The 17,148-nt window shown below is 66.2% G+C and carries 11 protein-coding genes; 5 read left to right on the forward strand and 6 right to left on the reverse strand.

The features are described from left to right. Nucleotides 1-21 precede the first annotated feature (21 nt). The 5 genes from ISX93_RS14410 to ISX93_RS14430 form a co-directional block, all read right to left on the reverse strand. Nucleotides 22-2,895: a ribonucleoside-diphosphate reductase subunit alpha gene (locus tag ISX93_RS14410; RefSeq protein WP_195779435.1), complete on the reverse strand. Its 2,874-nt coding sequence runs from the start codon at nt 2,893-2,895 to the stop codon at nt 22-24. A 1,087-nt stretch (nt 2,896-3,982) separates the two neighbouring features. Then, a complete protein-coding gene (locus tag ISX93_RS14415) occupies nt 3,983-4,714 on the reverse strand; it encodes a 4'-phosphopantetheinyl transferase family protein (RefSeq protein ID WP_195779436.1) in 732 nt (243 codons plus the stop codon). Next, complete coding sequence (locus tag ISX93_RS14420; RefSeq protein ID WP_195779437.1) at nt 4,714-5,712, reverse strand: AraC family transcriptional regulator; 999 nt, start codon at nt 5,710-5,712, stop codon at nt 4,714-4,716. The genes ISX93_RS14415 and ISX93_RS14420 overlap by 1 nt, the downstream gene beginning before the upstream one ends. Nucleotides 5,713-5,782: 70 nt before the next feature. Further along, nucleotides 5,783-7,153: a sigma-54-dependent transcriptional regulator gene (locus ISX93_RS14425; protein WP_195779438.1), complete on the reverse strand. Its 1,371-nt coding sequence runs from the start codon at nt 7,151-7,153 to the stop codon at nt 5,783-5,785. Continuing rightward, nucleotides 7,150-8,982 carry a sensor histidine kinase gene (locus tag ISX93_RS14430; protein ID WP_195779439.1) on the reverse strand — a complete coding sequence of 611 codons (1,833 nt, stop codon included), beginning with the start codon at nt 8,980-8,982 and terminating at the stop codon, nt 7,150-7,152. The genes ISX93_RS14425 and ISX93_RS14430 overlap by 4 nt, the downstream gene beginning before the upstream one ends. A 121-nt stretch (nt 8,983-9,103) precedes the next feature. On the opposite strand from ISX93_RS14430, the gene ISX93_RS14435 reads away from it, so the two are divergent. From ISX93_RS14435 to ISX93_RS14455, 5 genes are all read left to right on the forward strand, one after another. Continuing rightward, complete coding sequence (locus tag ISX93_RS14435; protein WP_195779440.1) at nt 9,104-10,111, forward strand: helix-turn-helix domain-containing protein; 1,008 nt, start codon at nt 9,104-9,106, stop codon at nt 10,109-10,111. A gap of 183 nt (nt 10,112-10,294) precedes the next feature. Then, nucleotides 10,295-11,851, forward strand: coding sequence for an AMP-binding protein (locus ISX93_RS14440; protein WP_195779441.1), 1,557 nt, complete (start codon nt 10,295-10,297; stop codon nt 11,849-11,851). 85 nt (nt 11,852-11,936) lie between these two features. After that, the gene (locus ISX93_RS14445; protein WP_195779442.1) at nt 11,937-13,175 is read left to right on the forward strand and encodes a thiolase family protein; all 1,239 of its coding nucleotides are present in this window, start codon (nt 11,937-11,939) and stop codon (nt 13,173-13,175) included. A gap of 92 nt (nt 13,176-13,267) precedes the next feature. Next, complete coding sequence (locus ISX93_RS14450; protein ID WP_195779443.1) at nt 13,268-14,131, forward strand: SMP-30/gluconolactonase/LRE family protein; 864 nt, start codon at nt 13,268-13,270, stop codon at nt 14,129-14,131. Between the two features lie 281 nt (nt 14,132-14,412). Continuing rightward, a complete protein-coding gene (locus ISX93_RS14455; protein WP_195779444.1) occupies nt 14,413-15,705 on the forward strand; it encodes a dicarboxylate/amino acid:cation symporter in 1,293 nt (430 codons plus the stop codon). A 218-nt stretch (nt 15,706-15,923) separates the two neighbouring features. On the opposite strand, the gene ISX93_RS14460 is transcribed toward ISX93_RS14455, so the two are convergent. Then, nucleotides 15,924-17,066 carry an IS481 family transposase gene (locus ISX93_RS14460; RefSeq protein WP_195778316.1) on the reverse strand — a complete coding sequence of 381 codons (1,143 nt, stop codon included), beginning with the start codon at nt 17,064-17,066 and terminating at the stop codon, nt 15,924-15,926. Nucleotides 17,067-17,148 lie beyond the last annotated feature (82 nt).

Genomic DNA, 17,148 nt, shown 5'->3' on the forward strand with positions numbered 1-17,148 from the left:
CTCAGATGCGTGCGCAGTCCCTTACTGACAGGCCTCGCAGTCGGGGTTGTCGATCGAGCAGGCTTTCGGCACAGGCGCCGGGCCGGCAGCCATCAGGCCCTCGTCGATCGCGCCACTGGACACCGCATTCAGCTTGCCGGTGTTGATGGTCGACTTCTCGGTGCTGGTCGCGGCCAGGGCACGGAGGTAGTAGGTGGTTTTCAGGCCACGGTACCAGGCCATGCGGTAGGTCACGTCGAGCTTCTTGCCCGAGGCGCCGGCGATGTACAGGTTCAGCGATTGCGCCTGGTCGATCCACTTCTGGCGGCGGCTGGCGGCGTCGACGATCCACTTGGTCTCGACTTCGAAGGCGGTGGCGTACAGGTCCTTCAACTCCTGCGGGATGCGCTCGATCTGCTGCACCGAACCGTCGTAGTACTTCAGGTCGTTGATCATCACCGAGTCCCACAGGCCACGGGCCTTGAGGTCGTGGACGAGGTAGGGGTTGATCACGGTGAATTCGCCGGACAGGTTGGATTTCACGTAGAGGTTCTGGTAGGTCGGCTCGATCGACTGCGACACGCCGGTGATGTTGGCGATGGTCGCGGTCGGCGCGATGGCCATGATGTTCGAGTTGCGGATGCCTTTCTGCACACGCTCGCGCACCGGCGCCCAGTCCAGCGACTCGCTCAGGTCGACGTCGATGTACTTCTGCCCGCGCTGCTCGATGAGGATCTGCTGCGAGTCCAGCGGCAGGATGCCCTTGGACCACAGCGAGCCGGCGAAGGTGGAGTAGCTGCCGCGCTCGTCGGCCAGGTCACAGGAGGCCTGGATGGCGTAGTAGCTGACCGCTTCCATGGACTTGTCGGCGAACTCGATGGCCGCGTCCGAGCCGTAGGCGATGTGCTGCAGGTACAGCGCGTCCTGGAAGCCCATGATGCCGAGGCCGACCGGACGGTGCTTGAAGTTGGAGTTCTTCGCCTGCGGCACGCTGTAGTAGTTGATGTCGATGACGTTGTCGAGCATGCGCACGGCGACCTTGACGGTCTTCGCCAGCTTGGCGGTGTCCAGCTTGCCGTCGACGATGTGGTTGACCAGGTTCACCGAACCCAGGTTGCACACGGCGATCTCGTCCTTGCAGGTGTTCAGGGTGATCTCGGTGCACAGGTTCGAGCTGTGTACCACGCCCACGTGCTGCTGCGGGCTGCGCAGGTTGCACGGGTCCTTGAAGGTCAGCCACGGGTGGCCGGTCTCGAACAGCATGGAGAGCATCTTGCGCCACAGGTCCTTGGCGGCGATGGTCTTGTGCAGCTTGATCTTGCCGTAGCCGGCCATGGCCTCGTAGTACTCGTAGCGCTCCTCGAAGGCCTTGCCGGTGAGGTCGTGCAGGTCGGGTACTTCGCTCGGGCTGAACAGGGTCCACTGCCCGTCGTCGAACACGCGCTTCATGAACAGGTCAGGGATCCAGTTGGCGGTGTTCATGTCGTGGGTGCGGCGGCGGTCGTCACCGGTGTTCTTGCGCAGCTCGATGAATTCCTCGATGTCCATGTGCCAGGTTTCCAGGTAGGCACACACGGCGCCCTTGCGCTTGCCACCCTGGTTGACGGCGACGGCGGTGTCGTTGACCACCTTGAGGAACGGCACCACGCCCTGCGACTTGCCGTTGGTGCCCTTGATGTAGGCACCCAGGGCGCGCACCGGGGTCCAGTCGTTGCCCAGGCCGCCGGCGAACTTGGAGAGCATGGCGTTGTCGTGGATGGCGCTGTAGATGCCCGACAGGTCATCCGGCACGGTGGTCAGGTAGCAGCTGGACAGCTGCGGGCGCAGGGTGCCGGCGTTGAACAGGGTCGGCGTCGAGGACATGTAGTCGAACGACGACAGCAGGTTGTAGAACTCGATGGCGCGGTCTTCCTTCTGCTGCTCCTCGATCGCCAGGCCCATGGCCACGCGCATGAAGAACACCTGCGGCAGTTCGAAGCGGATGCCGTCCTTGTGGATGAAGTAGCGGTCGTAGAGGGTCTGCAGGCCGAGGTAGGTGAACTGCTGGTCGCGCTCGTGGTTGATCGCCTTGCCCAGTTTTTCCAGGTCGAACAACTTCAGTTTCGGGTCCAGCAGCTCAAACTCGACACCCTTGGCGATATAGGCCGGCAGGGCCTTGGCGTAGAGGTCGGCCATCTCGTGGTGGGTGGCGCTCTCGGCCACGCCGAGGAAGCCCAGGCCTTCGGCGCGGATGGTGTCCATCAGCAGGCGGGCGGTGACGTAGGAGTAGTTCGGCTCGCGCTCGACCAGGGTCCGCGCGGTCATCACCAGGGCGGTGTTGACGTCGCTGAGGGCCACGCCGTCGTAGAGGTTCTTCAGGGTTTCGCTCTGGATCAGCGCGCCGTCGACTTCGGCCAGGTCGGCACAGGCTTCGGTGATGATGGTGTCCAGGCGGCCCATGTCCAGCGGCGCCAGGCTGCCGTCGGCGAGCTTGACGCGGATGCTCGGGTGCGGCTGGCTCGGGCTGCCGCTTTTCTGGGCGCGGGCCTGGGCGCGCGACTCGCGGTAGATCACGTAGTCACGGGCGACTTTCTGCTCGCCGGAACGCATCAGGGCCAGTTCGACCTGGTCCTGGATTTCCTCGATGTGGATGGTGCCGCCGGACGGCATGCGCCGCTTGAAGGTGGCGCTGACCTGCTCGGTCAGGCGCGCGACGGTCTCATGGATACGCGACGAGGCAGCGGCAGTGCCGCCTTCCACGGCGAGGAACGCCTTGGTGATGGCTACCTTGATCTTGTCATCGGTGTAGGCCACCACGGTGCCGTTGCGCTTGATCACGCGCAGCTGGCCGGGGGCGGTGGCCGCCAGGTCCTGGGCTGCTTCGGTGGCAGGCGGCATGGCTGCCGGTGGGTTCTCGCGAGTGGTGTCAGTCTGCATGGAAGGTCTCCGCGTGCTTTCTAGTTATTGGTCTAGTTATGGGTTCTATTCGTTGCTTTGGGCTGCGCGGTACGGCGTGCGCGGCGGTGTTGCAGCGGGTCGCGAGCGCGTCGGTGGACGTCTGCGCGACCCTGAAACGGGTTTTCCGGCACTTTGCCCGGACCACTACAGCTTGTGGTCGGGGATGGCCGGCAATACTGCTGCCCGCCGGGGCTTGCCAGCCCTGTTCGGCGGACCATCCGGCAACGCCGGACCAGGCCGGGCGAGGGTCCTGCGGCATCCTCGCGGGTGGTCGGCAAGCCAGCCTGGCGGCCATTTTCACTTGTGTCTGCATTTAGGTCAAAACCCAAGATGTAGGGTCATTTCCCGGTCTGGATACAAGATAGTGCGCTATTGCTGGCGAGGCAAGCCGAGATTTTGCTAACAACCTGTGGATAAAGTGTGGGTGGATTGTGCATGGCTTTGCGCAAGCGCAGGCAGACCGCGTGGTTGCAGGGGTTTGCCGTTCGTCGAATGCCGCGTGGCGATTTCCACGGGTTGTTGCAGATGCCGGGCAGGTCGCAGTGCAACACTATATATAGTGGTTGATGGTTTTTTTGGCATGGGCTATGCAAAGGCGGTTTGCCCCGGACCGGCCCGCCAGCCGCACGGCCCGGCAGGAGGGTTTGGGCGGTGCGGCTGGCTTGGCCCTGGTTGCCGGCGCGTCACCCCCGGAGCGAGATTTGCTGGTGGTCTGGCCGCCCGGAGCCGGCCCCATCGCGGCGGGGGCGCCGCTCCTACAAAAGCATCGAGGACCTTGCCGGCGCGGGTGTTGCTGGCTTGGCCCTGCTGTAGGAGCGTCGCCCTCGGCGCGAGCTTTGGCTTTTGCTTGGCCGCTTGGTGTCGGCCCTTTCGCGGCGGGGGCGCCGCTCCTGCAAAAGCATCGAGAGTCTTGCCGTCGCGGGTGTTGCTGGCTTGGCCCTGCTGTAGGAGCGTCGCCCCCGGCGCGAGCTTTGGCTTTTGCCTGGCCGCCTGGTGTTGGCCCTTTCGCGGCGAGGGCGTCGCTCCTACAGGGCTGGTGGAGTTTGCCTTGCAGCTGCGCGCCGGTTTACCCGGGGTTGGCGATGCTCACCAGGCTGAGCAGGTGGCTGCCCAGGGCGGCGTGCTGGCCGTGCAGCAGGCTGCCGGCCGGCCACTGCGGGCCGAGGTCGCGCAGCAGGCGCAGTTGCAGGTCGCCATCGGGCTGGCAGTCGAGCAGCTCGGCGTCCTGGAAGTAGAAGCGCTGGCGCACCAGCGGGTAGAGCGCCTTGAACAGGCTTTCCTTGCTGCAGAAGGTCAGGCTGATCAGCCAGGCCTGCTCGCTGTCGTCGAGGCCGGCCAGCCGTTGCTGCTCGTCGGCAGTGAGGATCTGCCCGACCAGGTGTTGCGCGCGCGCCGGATCCAGCACGGCTTCGGCATCCAGGCCCAGGCCCTGCCAGTCCTGCCGGGTGCCGACCACCGCGGCGGCCAGGCCCTTGCTGTGGGTGATCGAGCCGCACAGGCCGGTCGGCCAGCGGGGCGCGCCGTCTTCCTCGCGGTCCTCGGCCAGCGCCTGCCGGCCGTGGCCGGCCAGTGCGGCGCGGGCGCACAGGCGGCCGGCGAGGAACTCGGTCTGGCGCTTGGCGGCGGCGCGCAGCACGCTGGCGGGGGCGGCGATGGCGGCCTGCTGGTAGGCCTCGGCGCTCAGCGCGGCCGGATCGAAGTGGCAGCTGTGCAGCTGCACGCCGGGCAGGTGGCGGGCGAACGGCCACAGCGCGCGGGGTGCGCTGCAGCAGGCGGGCAGGTGGCTTGCGGCAGGCATCAGTTCTCCTGGGCGCGGTAGGCGCCGGGGGTCAGGCCGGTCCACTTCTTGAACGCGCGGTGGAAGGCCGAGGGTTCGGAAAAGCCCAGCTGCTCGGCGATGTCCTGGATCGGCAGCTCATGCCGGCCCAGGTGGTAGATGGCCAGGTCGCGGCGCAGCTGGTCCTTGAGTTCCTGAAAGCTCGAGCCCTGTTCGCGCAAATGGCGGCGCAGGGTCTGCGGGCTGGTGTTGAGCTGGCGCGCCACGCCCTCGAGATCCGGCCAGTTGCTGCAGTCGCGGCCGAGCAGGCGGCGAATCTGGCTCGGCAGGTTGTCGCCGCCGTCCGGCCGCGCCAGCAGGTCGGCGGGGGAATGCAGGAGGAACTGCTTGAGCGTGCGCTCGTCCTGCAGCAGCGGCAGGTCCAGGTAGCGCGCATGGAACAGCAGGCTGGTCGTGCCGGCGGCAAAGCGGTGCGGGCATTGAAACATCAGCCCGTATTCGTTGGCGTGCTCCGGCGCGGCATAGCTGAAGGTGCTTTCTTCCAGGCGGATGCGCTGGCCGATCAGCCAGCTGGCCAGGCGGTGCCAGATCAGCAGCAGGCTTTCGGCGAGGAAGTGCTCCGGGTCCCACAGCTCGGTGATGTCCACGCTCAGGCGCGCCCAGTCGCCCTCGCGCTGCAGCTGCAGGCCGGGGGCCCGGGGGAACAGCCCGTAGAACAGGATGCCGCGGCGCAGGGCCTTGTCCAGGGTGCGGCAATGGATCGAGGCATGGCACATCATGGCGAAGGTGCCGCGCTTGCTCTGCACCGGGCCGAAACCCATGTATTCGTCGTCGAGCAGTTCCCAGACCAGCTTGATCAGCTGGGCGAACTGCTCCGGGTCGATGCGCGCGCGCGGCTCGTCGAGCAGCGCCGGGTGGATCGCCGCCTGGCGCAGGATCTCCGTGCAGTCGTGGCCCTGGCGCTGGGCGCCGCGCAGGGCGGAGCGGACGAAATGGCTGGGGACGGTGCGCTCGTGCATGCGGGCTTTCCAGGAACGGGTGCGCCGATGGTAGGGCGCGGCGTCCGGGCGGACAAGCCGTGGCCGCCGCTCAGCCGGGCTCGTCGTCCTCGCCGAGGCTCAGGCCATGCTTGCGCAGCTTGTCGTGCAGGGTCTTGCGCGGCAGGCCAAGGGCCTCGGCGACGCTGCGCAGCGAGGAGTGCGGGCGCGCCAGTTCGGCGCTGATCAGCGCCTTCTCGTAGGCATCGACCTGTTCACCCAGGCCGCCGGCGGCGGGCGCTGGCAGGGGCGCGCGGCTGCCATCCAGGTCCAGCGGCATGCCCAGGGCAAAGCGCTGGGCGACGTTCTGCAGTTCGCGCACGTTGCCCGGCCAGGCATGCCGCAGCAGCTCGGCGCGCTGCTCCGCGCTCGGCTCGCGGGCTGGCAGGCCATGCCGTTCGCGAGCCTGTTCGGCGAACTGGTGGAACAGCAGGAGGATGTCCTCGCCGCGCTCGCGCAGTGGCGGAATGCGCAGCGGCGCGACGTTCAGCCGGTAGTAGAGGTCGGCGCGGAAGCGGCCTTGGTCGGCGGCCTGGCGCAGGTCTTCCTTGCTCGCCGCGATCACCCGGATGTCCAGCGGGATCAGCTGGTTGCCGCCGAGGCGCTCGACCAGCCGTTCCTGCAGCAGGCGCAGCAGCTTGACCTGCACGTCGAGGCTCATGCTCTCGATCTCGTCGAGGAACAGGGTGCCGCCATTGGCGAATTCGAACTTGCCGATGCGCCGCTTGCTGGCGCCGGTGAAGGCCCCGGCCTCGTGGCCGAACAGCTCGCTCTCGACCACCGACTCGGCGAGGGCGCCGGCGTTGATCGCGACGAACGGCCCCTTGGCCCGCGCCGACAGTTCGTGCAGGGTGCGCGCCACCACTTCCTTGCCGCTGCCGGTTTCGCCGAGCAACAGCACGTCGGTGTCGATCGCCGCCAGCGCCGCGACCTGCTCGCGCAGGCGGCAGAGCGCCGGCGACTGGCCGAGCAGGCGGCCCTGCACGGCGCGCTGGTCGGCCAGGGCCAGGCGCAGGTTGCGGTTGTCCAGCACCAGGCGGCGCAGCTCGAGGGCGCGCTGCACGCTGCCGAGCAGGTCCTCGCTGGCGAAGGGTTTTTCGAGGAAGTCGAAGGCGCCGCTGCGCATCGCCTGCACCGCCATCGGCACGTCGCCGTGGCCGGTGATCAGCAGCACCGGCAGCTGGGCGTCGCGCGCCTGCAGCTGGGCGAGCAGTTCGAGGCCGTCGACGCCGGGCATGCGGATGTCGCTGACCACCACCCCGGGCCAGTCGGCGGGCAGGCGGGCGGCCACCCCGCGGGCATCCGCCAGGCTGCTGACGCGCAGGCCGGCGAGGTCGAGGGTCTGGCCCAGGGCCTGGCGCAGGTGGGCGTCGTCGTCGATCAGCAGCACCTGGCACTGGGCGTCGATGAGGGGGGCGGTCATGTCGGCAGGTCCTCGGCGCTGGGCGCCCGGGTGGCCCCGGGGGCGTGGCGCAGGTGCAGGGTGATCAGGGCGCCGCCCTGGGGATGGTTGGCCAGCGTCAGGCTACCGCCAAACGCATCCACCAGGCTGTCGCAGATGGCCAAGCCGAGGCCGAGGCCTTCGGCGTTGGTCTTGCTGGTGAAGAAGGGTTCGCGGGCGCGGTGCAGCGCCTCGGCGCTGAAGCCCGGGCCGTTGTCGCGCAGGCTGAGGTTGACACCCTCGGCATCGACCGTGCTGGTCAGCCACAGGCGGCGTGGCGGTGCGCGTCCGGCGAGGGCGTCGAGGGCGTTGCCGAGCAGGTTGGCGAGTACCTGGCGCAGGCGCGTCTCGCCGGCCTGCACCCACAGCGGCGCCTCCGGCAGGTCGATCAGCAGTTCCACCTCCAGTGCGCGGCGGCGCTTGGCCTGCAACGCCAGGGCATCGTCCAGCGCTGGTTGCAGGGCCACGCTTTCCGGGGCGTGATGGTCGCGCCGGGCGAAGGCGCGCAGGTGGGCGATGATCGAGGCCATGCGTGTGGTCAGTTCACCGATCAGGCGCAGGTTGTCCCGCGTCTCGTCGAGGCGGCCGTGGTCGAGCAGCACACTGGCGTTGTCGGCGTAGCTGCGGATCGCCCCCAGCGGCTGGTTCAGCTCGTGGCTGATGCTCGCGGCCATGGTCCCCAGCGCCGACAGCTTGCCGGCCTGCAGCAGGTCGTCCTGGGTGCGCACCAGTTCCTGCTGGGCCTGCTCGCGCTCCAGCACCTCCTGCTTGAGGCGGTCGTTGAGCGTCTGCAGGTCCTGGGTACGTTCCTGCACGCGCGCTTCCAGTTCGATGCGGGTGCGCGCATCCACGGCGATGCGCTCGAGGTAGTGGCGGCGCCGCTGCAGCAGCAGGCCGAGCAGCAGCAGCAGTACCAGCAGGCTGGCGGCGCCGATGTACAGGGTGGTCTGCACCGGTCGGTCAAGCAGGCTGCGCGGGGCGAGGATGCTCACCGTCCAGCCGCTGTCGGCCAGCTGCCGGCTGTGCTCCAGCCACTGCTCCGGCGGCAGGCGCAGGGGTTGCGGATCGAGGCTGGGGTAGGGGCGGTCGCGGGCGATCTCGCGGCGGTCGGCCTGGCTCAGCGGGCGCAGGGCGCGGAAGCGCCAGGCCGGCTCCGAGGTGAGGATCACCACCCCGCGCGCATCGCTGACCAGGAACTGTTCGGCGCTGTGGCCCCAGAGCGTTTCGCTGTCGTCCAGGTCGATCTTCACCACCAGCACGCCGCGCGCCCGGCCGGCTTCGCGGATGGCGTCGGCGAAGTAGTAGCCGCGCTGCTGCGAGGTGGTGCCGAGGCCGAAGAAGCGCCCGCGCTGGCCGGCCATGGCATCGCGGAAATACGGGCGGAAGGCGAAGTTGCGGCCGCTGAAGTCGTCCGCCTGGCCGGCATTCGAGCTGGCCAGGGTAAGGCCGTCGGCGTCCATCAGGTAGATCACTTCCGCCCCGGTCTGCGCGCGAACCTGCGCCAGCAGCTGGTTGGCCCGTTCGCGCAGCTGTGGATTGCCCGGCTCGGCCAGCGCCAGGCGCAGCGCCGGCAGGCCGCCGAGCAGGCCGGGCAGGCTTTCGTAGCGCTGCAGGGTGCCGTTGAGGGTGGCGACGTAGAGGTCGAGGGTCTGCTGGTTGCGCTCGCCGAGGCGCGCTCGGAAGTAGTTTTCCGCCAGCTGCTGCAGCGGCCACAGCAATGGCAGCAGGAGCAGCGCGAGCAGCACCAGGCTGGCCCAGCGCGGGCGGCGCGGCAGGCTGGCGGGGTGGGCGGCGGTGGCGGCTGGAGGCATCCGGGGATCCTGTGCTGGGCTGCAGGCGTTGCTCTGCGGGTGATTGGCCGAGGCTAGCATGCCGCAACTTTTACCGCGCGGGGGGCTGGACGCGGGCGGCGAAACTGCCCAGAGTTCGGGCATGAGCCAATCCGCAGATTCCCGTCTTCCTCCGGCCGTCGAGATCCTCGACATCGATGACACCAACCTGGCCCAGGCTGGTATCGAAGTCATCGACATGGACCTGGCCCAGCTGCAATCCACACCGTTGCAGGCGCGGCGGGTGGTGGTGCGCCTGGATGGCTGTGTGGTGGTGTTCTATGCCACCAACCTGCGCATGCGCACCCGCACGCGACCGAGCCTGCAACAGAGCCTGCTCAGCGTTGTCACGTTCGGGCCGCAGACCAGCGGCTCGGTGGACGGCCTGAGTATTCGCCCGGACCGCCTGCTGGTGGTGGCTCCGGAGACCAGCGTGGGCTTCGTCGCCGATCCGGGCTACCAGAGCATCACCTTCCTGGTGTCTCCACAGGAACTGCAGCGGCACCTGCAGATCCGTCATCGGCAGGATGATTTCGCCGTGCCGCAGGGCCTGGAGGCGCGGCATGTCGGCGCGGCCATGGCCGGCCAGTTGTTCGCCTTCGGCAAGCGCCTGGTGGAACTGGCCAGCCAGCAGCCCGAGCTGTTCAACGAGTGCGCCGAGACGCGCGCGGCGGCGCAGCGCGAGCTGCTGGAAACCTTGCTGGAAACCCTCGACAGCTGCGCCGAGGTCGAGCCGGAACGCGGCGAGCGCCTGCGCCAGACGCAGAGCGAAATGGTCCGCAGTGTCGAGCAGTATGCCCTGGCGCATGTCGACGAGCCGCTGTATGTCACTGACCTGTGCAAGATGATTGGCACCAGCGAACGCAGCCTGGAATATGCCTTCAAGGCGGTGATGAACCTGACCCCCAAGGCCTACCTGGCCCGCCTGCGCCTGCACCGGGTGCGCACGGCGCTGCTGCAGGCGCAGCCCGGTTCGACCACGGTGGCGATCGAGGCGCTGAACTGGGGCTTCTGGCATTTCGGGGAATTTTCCCGTGCCTACAAGAACTGCTTTGGCGAGTTGCCGTCGCAGACCCTGCGACACAAGCCCTGGGTTGCCGCCAAGCCTTAGCCGGCAGTCGCGGCCAATCGGTGCGGCTGGATTGCTCCGCACCTGCTGCAGCAGGCCGGGCAACGGCCAGCCTGGCACGCGTCGCCCAGTGCAATGCGCAATCTTTGCGGGTTGCGGGAATCCGATAGATGCCCTGTCCGATTGCGTCGAACATCCTCTGCATCAACGGCAGAGGAGCAGCACATGGCTATCATCGATTTCTACGACCGCGGCTGGGGGATCAACCCCGACGGCATCGCCTATATCCAGGACGAGCGCAGCTTCACCTTCACCGAAGTGGGCGAGCGCTCCTGCCGCATTGCCCACCAGTTGCTGAGCCTGAATTTTCCCAGGGAAACCAAGGGTGCCGTGTGGTCGCACAATGACGTGACCGGCTGGACCTGCGTGCTCGGCCTGTGGCGCGCCAACATGGCGTGGATTCCGGTGAATGAGCGCAACTCGCTGGAAGAAAACCATTACCTGCTGGATTCCTTCGATTGCGAAGTGCTGTTCTACCAGGCCGCCTTTGCCGATGTAATCGCCGAGCTGCGGCCGCGCCTGCCCAAGGTCAGACACTGGATCTGCATCGACTCCGCTGCAACCGCCGATCCCATGCTGGACAGCTGGTGCGCCAGCCAGCCGTCGAGCAAGCCCAACGTCAGGGTCGACATGGACGATGTGGTGATTGTCTCCGGCACCGGCGGCACCACCGGCAAGCCCAAGGGCGTGATGAACACCCACCGCACCACCCAGACCTTCTTCGCTCACTTCATGCTGACCTGCACCTACCGCGACGGCGTGGTGCCGGTGAACCTGGCGGCGGCGCCGATCACCCATACTGCCGGCGTGCTCTCGGTGCCGTGCACGGCCCAGGGTGGCACCGTGGTGGTGATCACCAGGCCCGATCCGGTGGTGCTGCTGCAGTCCATCGTCAGGCACCGGGTCACGGAATTCTTCCTGCCGCCGACGGTGATCTACCGCCTGCTGGATGCGCCGGGCATCGAAAGTGTCGATTTCTCTTCCGTGCAGTACCTGCTCTACGGTGCCGCGCCGATGTCGGTGGAAAAACTCAAGAGGGCCATCGAGCTGTGGGGGCCGATCATGACCGGCGGCTACGGCCAGAGCGAAGCCATGACCGGCATCAGCAACCTGCGCCCGGACGAGCACATGAAGAACGGCCGGATCGCCGACGACAACCGCCTGTCCTCGGTCGGCCGGCCCAACCCGCTGGTCTGCGTGGAGATCATGGACGACAGCAACCAAATTTTGCCGCGCGGGGCAACCGGCGAGATCTGCGTGCGCGGCGACCTGGTGATGAAGGGCTACTACAAGAACCCGGAGAAGACCGCCGAAGCCATCATTGATGGCTGGCTGCATACCGGCGACATCGGCCACCTCGACGCCGAAGGCTATCTGCACATCACCGACCGCAAGAAGGACATGATCATTTCCGGTGGCTTCAACGTGTATCCCAGCGAAGTCGAGCAGGTGATCTGGGGCCACCCGGCGGTGCAGGACTGCGCGGTAATCGGCGTGCCGGACCCGGACTGGGGCGAGGCGGTCAAGGCCGTGGTCGAACTGAACCCGGGACAGAGCGTCAGCGCCGCAGAGCTGATCGCCCTGTGCAAGGACAAGCTCGGCAGCGTGATGGCGCCCAAGAGCGTCGACTTCGTCGCCCAGCTGCCGCGCAGCCCGGTCGGCAAGGTGCTGAAGAAGGACCTGCGCCAGCCCTACTGGGATGCCGCGCAACGCAAGATCTGAAGCGACCGCCCCGGCGCGGCGAACGTCGTCCGGGGCTGAACCGGCCACACAGGCCACTGATACCAATTATTCGCAGGTAAAAACCATGAGCAACATTTATATCGCCGGCATCGCCATGACCGTTTTCGGTCGCCACCTCGAACGCAGCCTGGAGGACATGGCCGGGGAAGCGCTGCAAGGCGCCCTCAAGGATGCCGGTTGCCGGATTGCCGACATTGGCACCGCCTACTACGCCGGCATCACCAACGGCCCGCTGCAGGGTCAGCTGGCGATTCCCGGCCAGGTGGTGATGAGCAAGATCGGCATCGAGCAAATCCCGATTTTCAATATCGACAATGGCTGTGCCGCCGGCAGTTCGGCGGTGCATCTGGCGATCCAGTCACTCAAGGCCGGCAGCACCGACGTGTCGCTGGCGCTGGGTTGCGAAAAGATGAACGTGGCTGACCGCAGCAAGGGCATCGCCATCATGGAAGGCGGCTGGGACGTCGCGCGCGCCGAAGAAAATTACCAGATGCTGATGAAGATGGGCGAAGGCGTCGAAGTGCCGCCGGGCTCCGAGTCCGAGCGGCCCTTCAGCAAGTTCATGTCGATCTATGCCGCCATGTGCCGCTTCCACATGAAAACCTTCGGCACCACGCAGCGGCAGATCGCTGCGGTGTCGGCGAAGAACCACGAGCACTCGACGCGCAATCCCTACTCGCAGTTCCGCAAGTCGTTCAGCATCGAGGAAATCCTCGCCGCGCCGCCGATCACCTACCCGCTGACCCTGCCCATGTGTGCCCCCATTACCGATGGCGCGGCCGCGGTGATTCTGTGCACCGAAGAGGGCCTCAAGCGTATCGGTGCGGACAAGTCGCGCTGCATCAAGGTCGCCGCCAGCGTGATCCGCAGCTTCAGCCACCGCCGCTACGACCAGCCGGAACTGCACCTGTCCCGTCTGGCCGCCAACCAGGCTTACGAAATTGCCGGCCTCGGGCCGCAGGACATGCAGGTGGCCGAGGTGCACGATGCCGCGGCCATGGGCGAGATCATCCAGGCCGAAAACCTCGGCTTCGTGCCGCTCGGCGAAGGCGGCCCTGCGGCCGAGCGCGGTGACTTCACCCTCGGCGGGCGTATCCCGATCAACGTTTCCGGCGGCCTGGAATCCAAGGGTCACCCCATCGGCGCCACCGGCATCGGCCAGCTGTACGAGCTGGTCACCCAGTTGCGCGGCGAAGCCGGCGACCGTCAGGTGCAGGGTGCGCGGCATGCCATTCAGGAAAACGGCGGCGGCATGGTCGGCGTCGAGGAAGGCGCCGTGGCCGTGCATATCCTCAGCAAGTAACTCTCGCCGCCGGCTCGCCTTTACCAACCGCACCTGACCCTGAGCCAACGGCTCGCGGACAGCACTGACTACCCCGTAACAGAGGAATACCCATGACTACCCATACGCAGATTCTGATCGATAACCAACAGGGCCTTAAATTCACCGAAAGCCCGCGCTGGCATGACGGCCAGTGGTGGTTCCTCGATATCCACGGCCAGGCCATCCGCTGCGTGGACGCCCAGGGCCAGCTGCGCACCGTGCTCGAGCTGGCGTTCAAGCCCAACGGCTTCGGCTTCCGCCGCGACGGCAGCATCATGGTCGGCGACGCCCTCGGCCGGCAGATCCATCGCTGGGACGGCAAGACCCTGGAACACGTCGCCGACCTCAGCGACAAGACGGTGTTCTGCCTGAGCGACGGGATCGTCGACAGCCATGACCGCCTGTACATCGGCGACATCGGCTACAACTTCTTCGACCCGGCCAACGCGTCGGTGGATACCTGCGTGATCACCTGCATCGACGCCGATGGCAGCGTGCGCGTGGTGGCCGAAGGCCTGAGCTTCCCCAACGGCATGGTGATCAGCCCCGACGGCAAGACCCTGATCGTCGCCGAGACCACCGGCCATCGCCTGACGGCTTTCGACATCCTTGCCGATGGCGCGCTGGTCAACCGCCGCGTGTATGCCGAGCTGGGCGAGAACGTGCACCCGGACGGCATCGCCCTGGATGCCGAGGGCGGCGTCTGGCTGGCCAACCCGGAAGGCCAGTCGGTGCTGCGGGTACTCGAAGGCGGCACGGTCGCGCAGACCATCACGCTGGATACCGAGGCCTATGCGGTGATGCTCGGCGGGCCGCAGCGCCGCCAGCTGCTGATCTGCGCATCGGACACGCATAATCCGGTGGAGATCATGCAGTCGCCCAGCGCCACCCTGCGCCTGGTCGACGTGGCGGTAGCCGGCGCCGGGATCCCCTGAGCCGCGCCGCCGGCGCCCGGGCTCGGGCGCTGGCGGAAAGTCGCCACGGGGTTGGCGGGATCTCGCCGAAAATCCCCCGTAAACGGCGGGTTGTATTTCTCAAGTGATTGTTATCAAAGGAGTTAATTTTTCAGCGCGAACTGGTACGGCGAATGCAATAGGGTGCTCAGCCCGTGTCGGACATGGGCAAAACACAGATCTCTCCGCATCCGGAGAGTCGATCCCCATGTCGCTGTGGGTGCCGTCCGCGGCTCCCGACGCTCCACCAGAGGAACGCTGCCATGAACCGCAAGCCGCTCTATCAAAGCCTGTACGCCCAGGTCCTGCTGGCCATCGCCATCGGCGTGGCGATCGGGCACTTCTATCCCGAGACCGGGGTGGCGCTGAAGCCGCTCGGCGACGGCTTCGTCAAACTGATCAAGATGGCCATTGCGCCGATCATCTTCTGCACCGTGGTCAGCGGCATCGCCGGCATGCAGAACATGAAGTCGGTGGGTAAGACCGGCGGTTATGCGCTGCTGTATTTCGAGGTGGTTTCGACCCTGGCGCTGCTGATCGGTCTGCTGGTGGTCAATCTGGTGCAGCCGGGCGCCGGCATGCACATCGATCCGGCCAGTCTGGATACCAAGGGCATCGAGGCTTACGCCGCCGCCGGCGCGCAGCAGAGCACCGTGGCCTTCCTGCTCAACGTGATTCCCTCGACCATCGTCGGTGCCTTTGCCAGCGGCGACATCCTGCAGGTGCTGTTCTTCTCCGTGCTGTTCGGCTACGCCCTGCAGCGCCTCGGTGAACCGGGCCGTGCGGTGCTGCATTTCGTCGAGCAGGTGGCGCAGGTGATGTTCAACATCATTGGCGTGATCATGAAGATCGCGCCGATCGGCGCCTTCGGTGCGATGGCCTTCACCATCGGCCAGTACGGCGTCGGCTCGCTGGTGCAGCTCGGCCAGCTGATGCTGTGCTTCTACGCCACCTGCCTGTTCTTCATCTTCGTGGTGCTGGGTGCCATCGCCCGGGCCCACGGCTTCAGCATCGTTCGTTTCGTCCGCTACATCCGCGAGGAACTGCTGATCGTGCTCGGCACCTCGTCCTCGGAGTCGGCCCTGCCGCGCATGCTGAGCAAGCTGGAGAAGCTCGGGGCGGACAAGTCGGTGGTCGGCCTGGTGATTCCCACCGGCTATTCCTTCAACCTGGACGGCACCTCGATCTACCTGACCATGGCCGCGGTGTTCATCGCCCAGGCCACCGACACGCCGATGGACATCACCCACCAGCTGACCCTGCTGGCGGTACTGCTGATCGCCTCCAAGGGCGCGGCGGGCGTCACCGGCTCGGGCTTTATCGTGCTGGCTGCCACCCTGTCCGCGGTGGGGCACCTGCCGGTGGCGGGCCTGGCGCTGATCCTCGGCATCGACCGCTTCATGTCCGAGGCGCGGGCGCTGACCAACCTGATCGGCAATGGCGTGGCGACCCTGGTGGTGGCCAAGTGGTGCAAGCAGCTGGATAGCGAGCAGCTGCACAGCGAACTGGGCAGCAGCGTCGAGCGCCCGGCGCTGGCGGTACAGAAGGCGCTCTGAGTGCCGCGGCAGCCGGCGGGGCGAGCAGGTGGGTTGCGCCCTCCTGGGCGCCTCGCTTTTCTTGACTCGCGGTGCTCGCCCTGCGGGCCAGCTGTCGACCGCAACGCTTTTCTCTGTACGAACACAGCTTTTCGCCTTGATGGCGAGTTACTTTCTCTTTGCTTGTGTGTTCGGACCGGAGACATCGTGGACACGTGTGCGCCGACATAGTTGACGGATTATGTACCGGTTTCCTGATCCCGTAGATCAATCTGCATCAGCTTGTGATGAACGAAGAACACATCGAATAAACCATCTGTTTTAGGTGTTGGCCGGATGGCTACCGGCTGACCGCGTAATGGGTTGGAGAGCTTGAAGCGTCGCCCCCTGAAATTCAGTTCTCCGAACCACTTCACGGTCACGACGGTGTCATCGGGGCCGTATTCGATTTCAGGCAGGCGCTCGTCATAGGAGCGCGGGCTGACGAGGTAGCGTGTCACTGGTGTAGCCATATGCAGAGCCTCATGAGGGCGCTGGTGGTTGTAAATTTGCCGCCACTTATCGAAGGCCTGCTGGGCATGATCCAGCGTTTCGAAACTACGTCCGTTGAGGACCTCGGCCTTGAGAGAGCGGTGGAAGCGCTCCTCTTTGCCATTGGTCTGTGGGTGGTACGGGCGACTGAAGCTCAAGCGAATGCCCAGTCGAATTAGCCAAATGGCCAGCTCCGTCACCTGTCCAGGCTGGCGTGCGCACCCCCAAGGGGCACCGTTGTCCGTATTCATCCGCACTGGCAGGCCGTAGCGCTGAAAAATGCCTGTCAGTTGCTCTTGCACCGTGCGGTAGCGTTGTTCTGAGCAGGCTCGCAGCCCTAGGTTAAAGCGTGAGTGGTCGTCCAGCACCGTCAGGGGATGGCAGGGGCCTTGGGATGTATGAAAGTGGCCCTTGAAATCCATCTGCCAAAGATCGTTGGGATGGTCATGCTCGAAACGTTGCCAGGGCGCAGCCGCTTCCGAGGCTCGCGGATCAATAAGGTCATACCTGTGCAGGATATTGGTGATAGTGCTCGGGGCTAGGGAAGCATGCCCTAGGTCCGTCAAGCGCCGGCTCAATTTACGACCGCCCCACGCCGGGTGCTGCTTGCGCAGCTCGATCACCGTTCGCTCGATCTGTGCATCGGTCAAGTGAGGGCTGTTCTTGGGTCGCCTGGACTGCTCGACCAAGCCGGATGTTCCTTGCTGCGCGTAACGGGTCAGCCATTTGTAGGCCGTTTGTGGACTGATTCCGAACCGCCGGCACAATTCGCGGCGGTTGGCACCTTCCTGCCGGGCAAGCAGGACAAATTCTTCTTTCAGGCTCATAGCGTCTCTCGCATTCCAGGGCATAGTGGTTTCCCGGCAAGGTTGGCTCGCCGGAAGTGTCAACCATGTCCCCGCACACCTGTCAGCTATGTGTCCGGTCTATACA

It is taken from the genome of Pseudomonas sp. N040, from assembly GCF_015637705.1.
Lineage (GTDB): Bacteria > Pseudomonadota > Gammaproteobacteria > Pseudomonadales > Pseudomonadaceae > Aquipseudomonas.

Bases quoted from the DNA above. Each gene is read 5' to 3' on its own strand.
- ISX93_RS14410 (WP_195779435.1), bottom strand. From the start codon at position 2,895: ATGCAGACTGACACCACTCGCGAGAACCCACCGGCAGCCATGCCGCCT.
- ISX93_RS14415 (WP_195779436.1), bottom strand. From the start codon at position 4,714: ATGCCTGCCGCAAGCCACCTGCCCGCCTGCTGCAGCGCACCCCGCGCG.
- ISX93_RS14420 (WP_195779437.1), bottom strand. From the start codon at position 5,712: ATGCACGAGCGCACCGTCCCCAGCCATTTCGTCCGCTCCGCCCTGCGC.
- ISX93_RS14425 (WP_195779438.1), bottom strand. From the start codon at position 7,153: ATGACCGCCCCCCTCATCGACGCCCAGTGCCAGGTGCTGCTGATCGAC.
- ISX93_RS14430 (WP_195779439.1), bottom strand. From the start codon at position 8,982: ATGCCTCCAGCCGCCACCGCCGCCCACCCCGCCAGCCTGCCGCGCCGC.
- ISX93_RS14435 (WP_195779440.1), top strand. From the start codon at position 9,104: ATGAGCCAATCCGCAGATTCCCGTCTTCCTCCGGCCGTCGAGATCCTC.
- ISX93_RS14440 (WP_195779441.1), top strand. From the start codon at position 10,295: ATGGCTATCATCGATTTCTACGACCGCGGCTGGGGGATCAACCCCGAC.
- ISX93_RS14445 (WP_195779442.1), top strand. From the start codon at position 11,937: ATGAGCAACATTTATATCGCCGGCATCGCCATGACCGTTTTCGGTCGC.
- ISX93_RS14450 (WP_195779443.1), top strand. From the start codon at position 13,268: ATGACTACCCATACGCAGATTCTGATCGATAACCAACAGGGCCTTAAA.
- ISX93_RS14455 (WP_195779444.1), top strand. From the start codon at position 14,413: ATGAACCGCAAGCCGCTCTATCAAAGCCTGTACGCCCAGGTCCTGCTG.
- ISX93_RS14460 (WP_195778316.1), bottom strand. From the start codon at position 17,066: ATGCCCTGGAATGCGAGAGACGCTATGAGCCTGAAAGAAGAATTTGTC.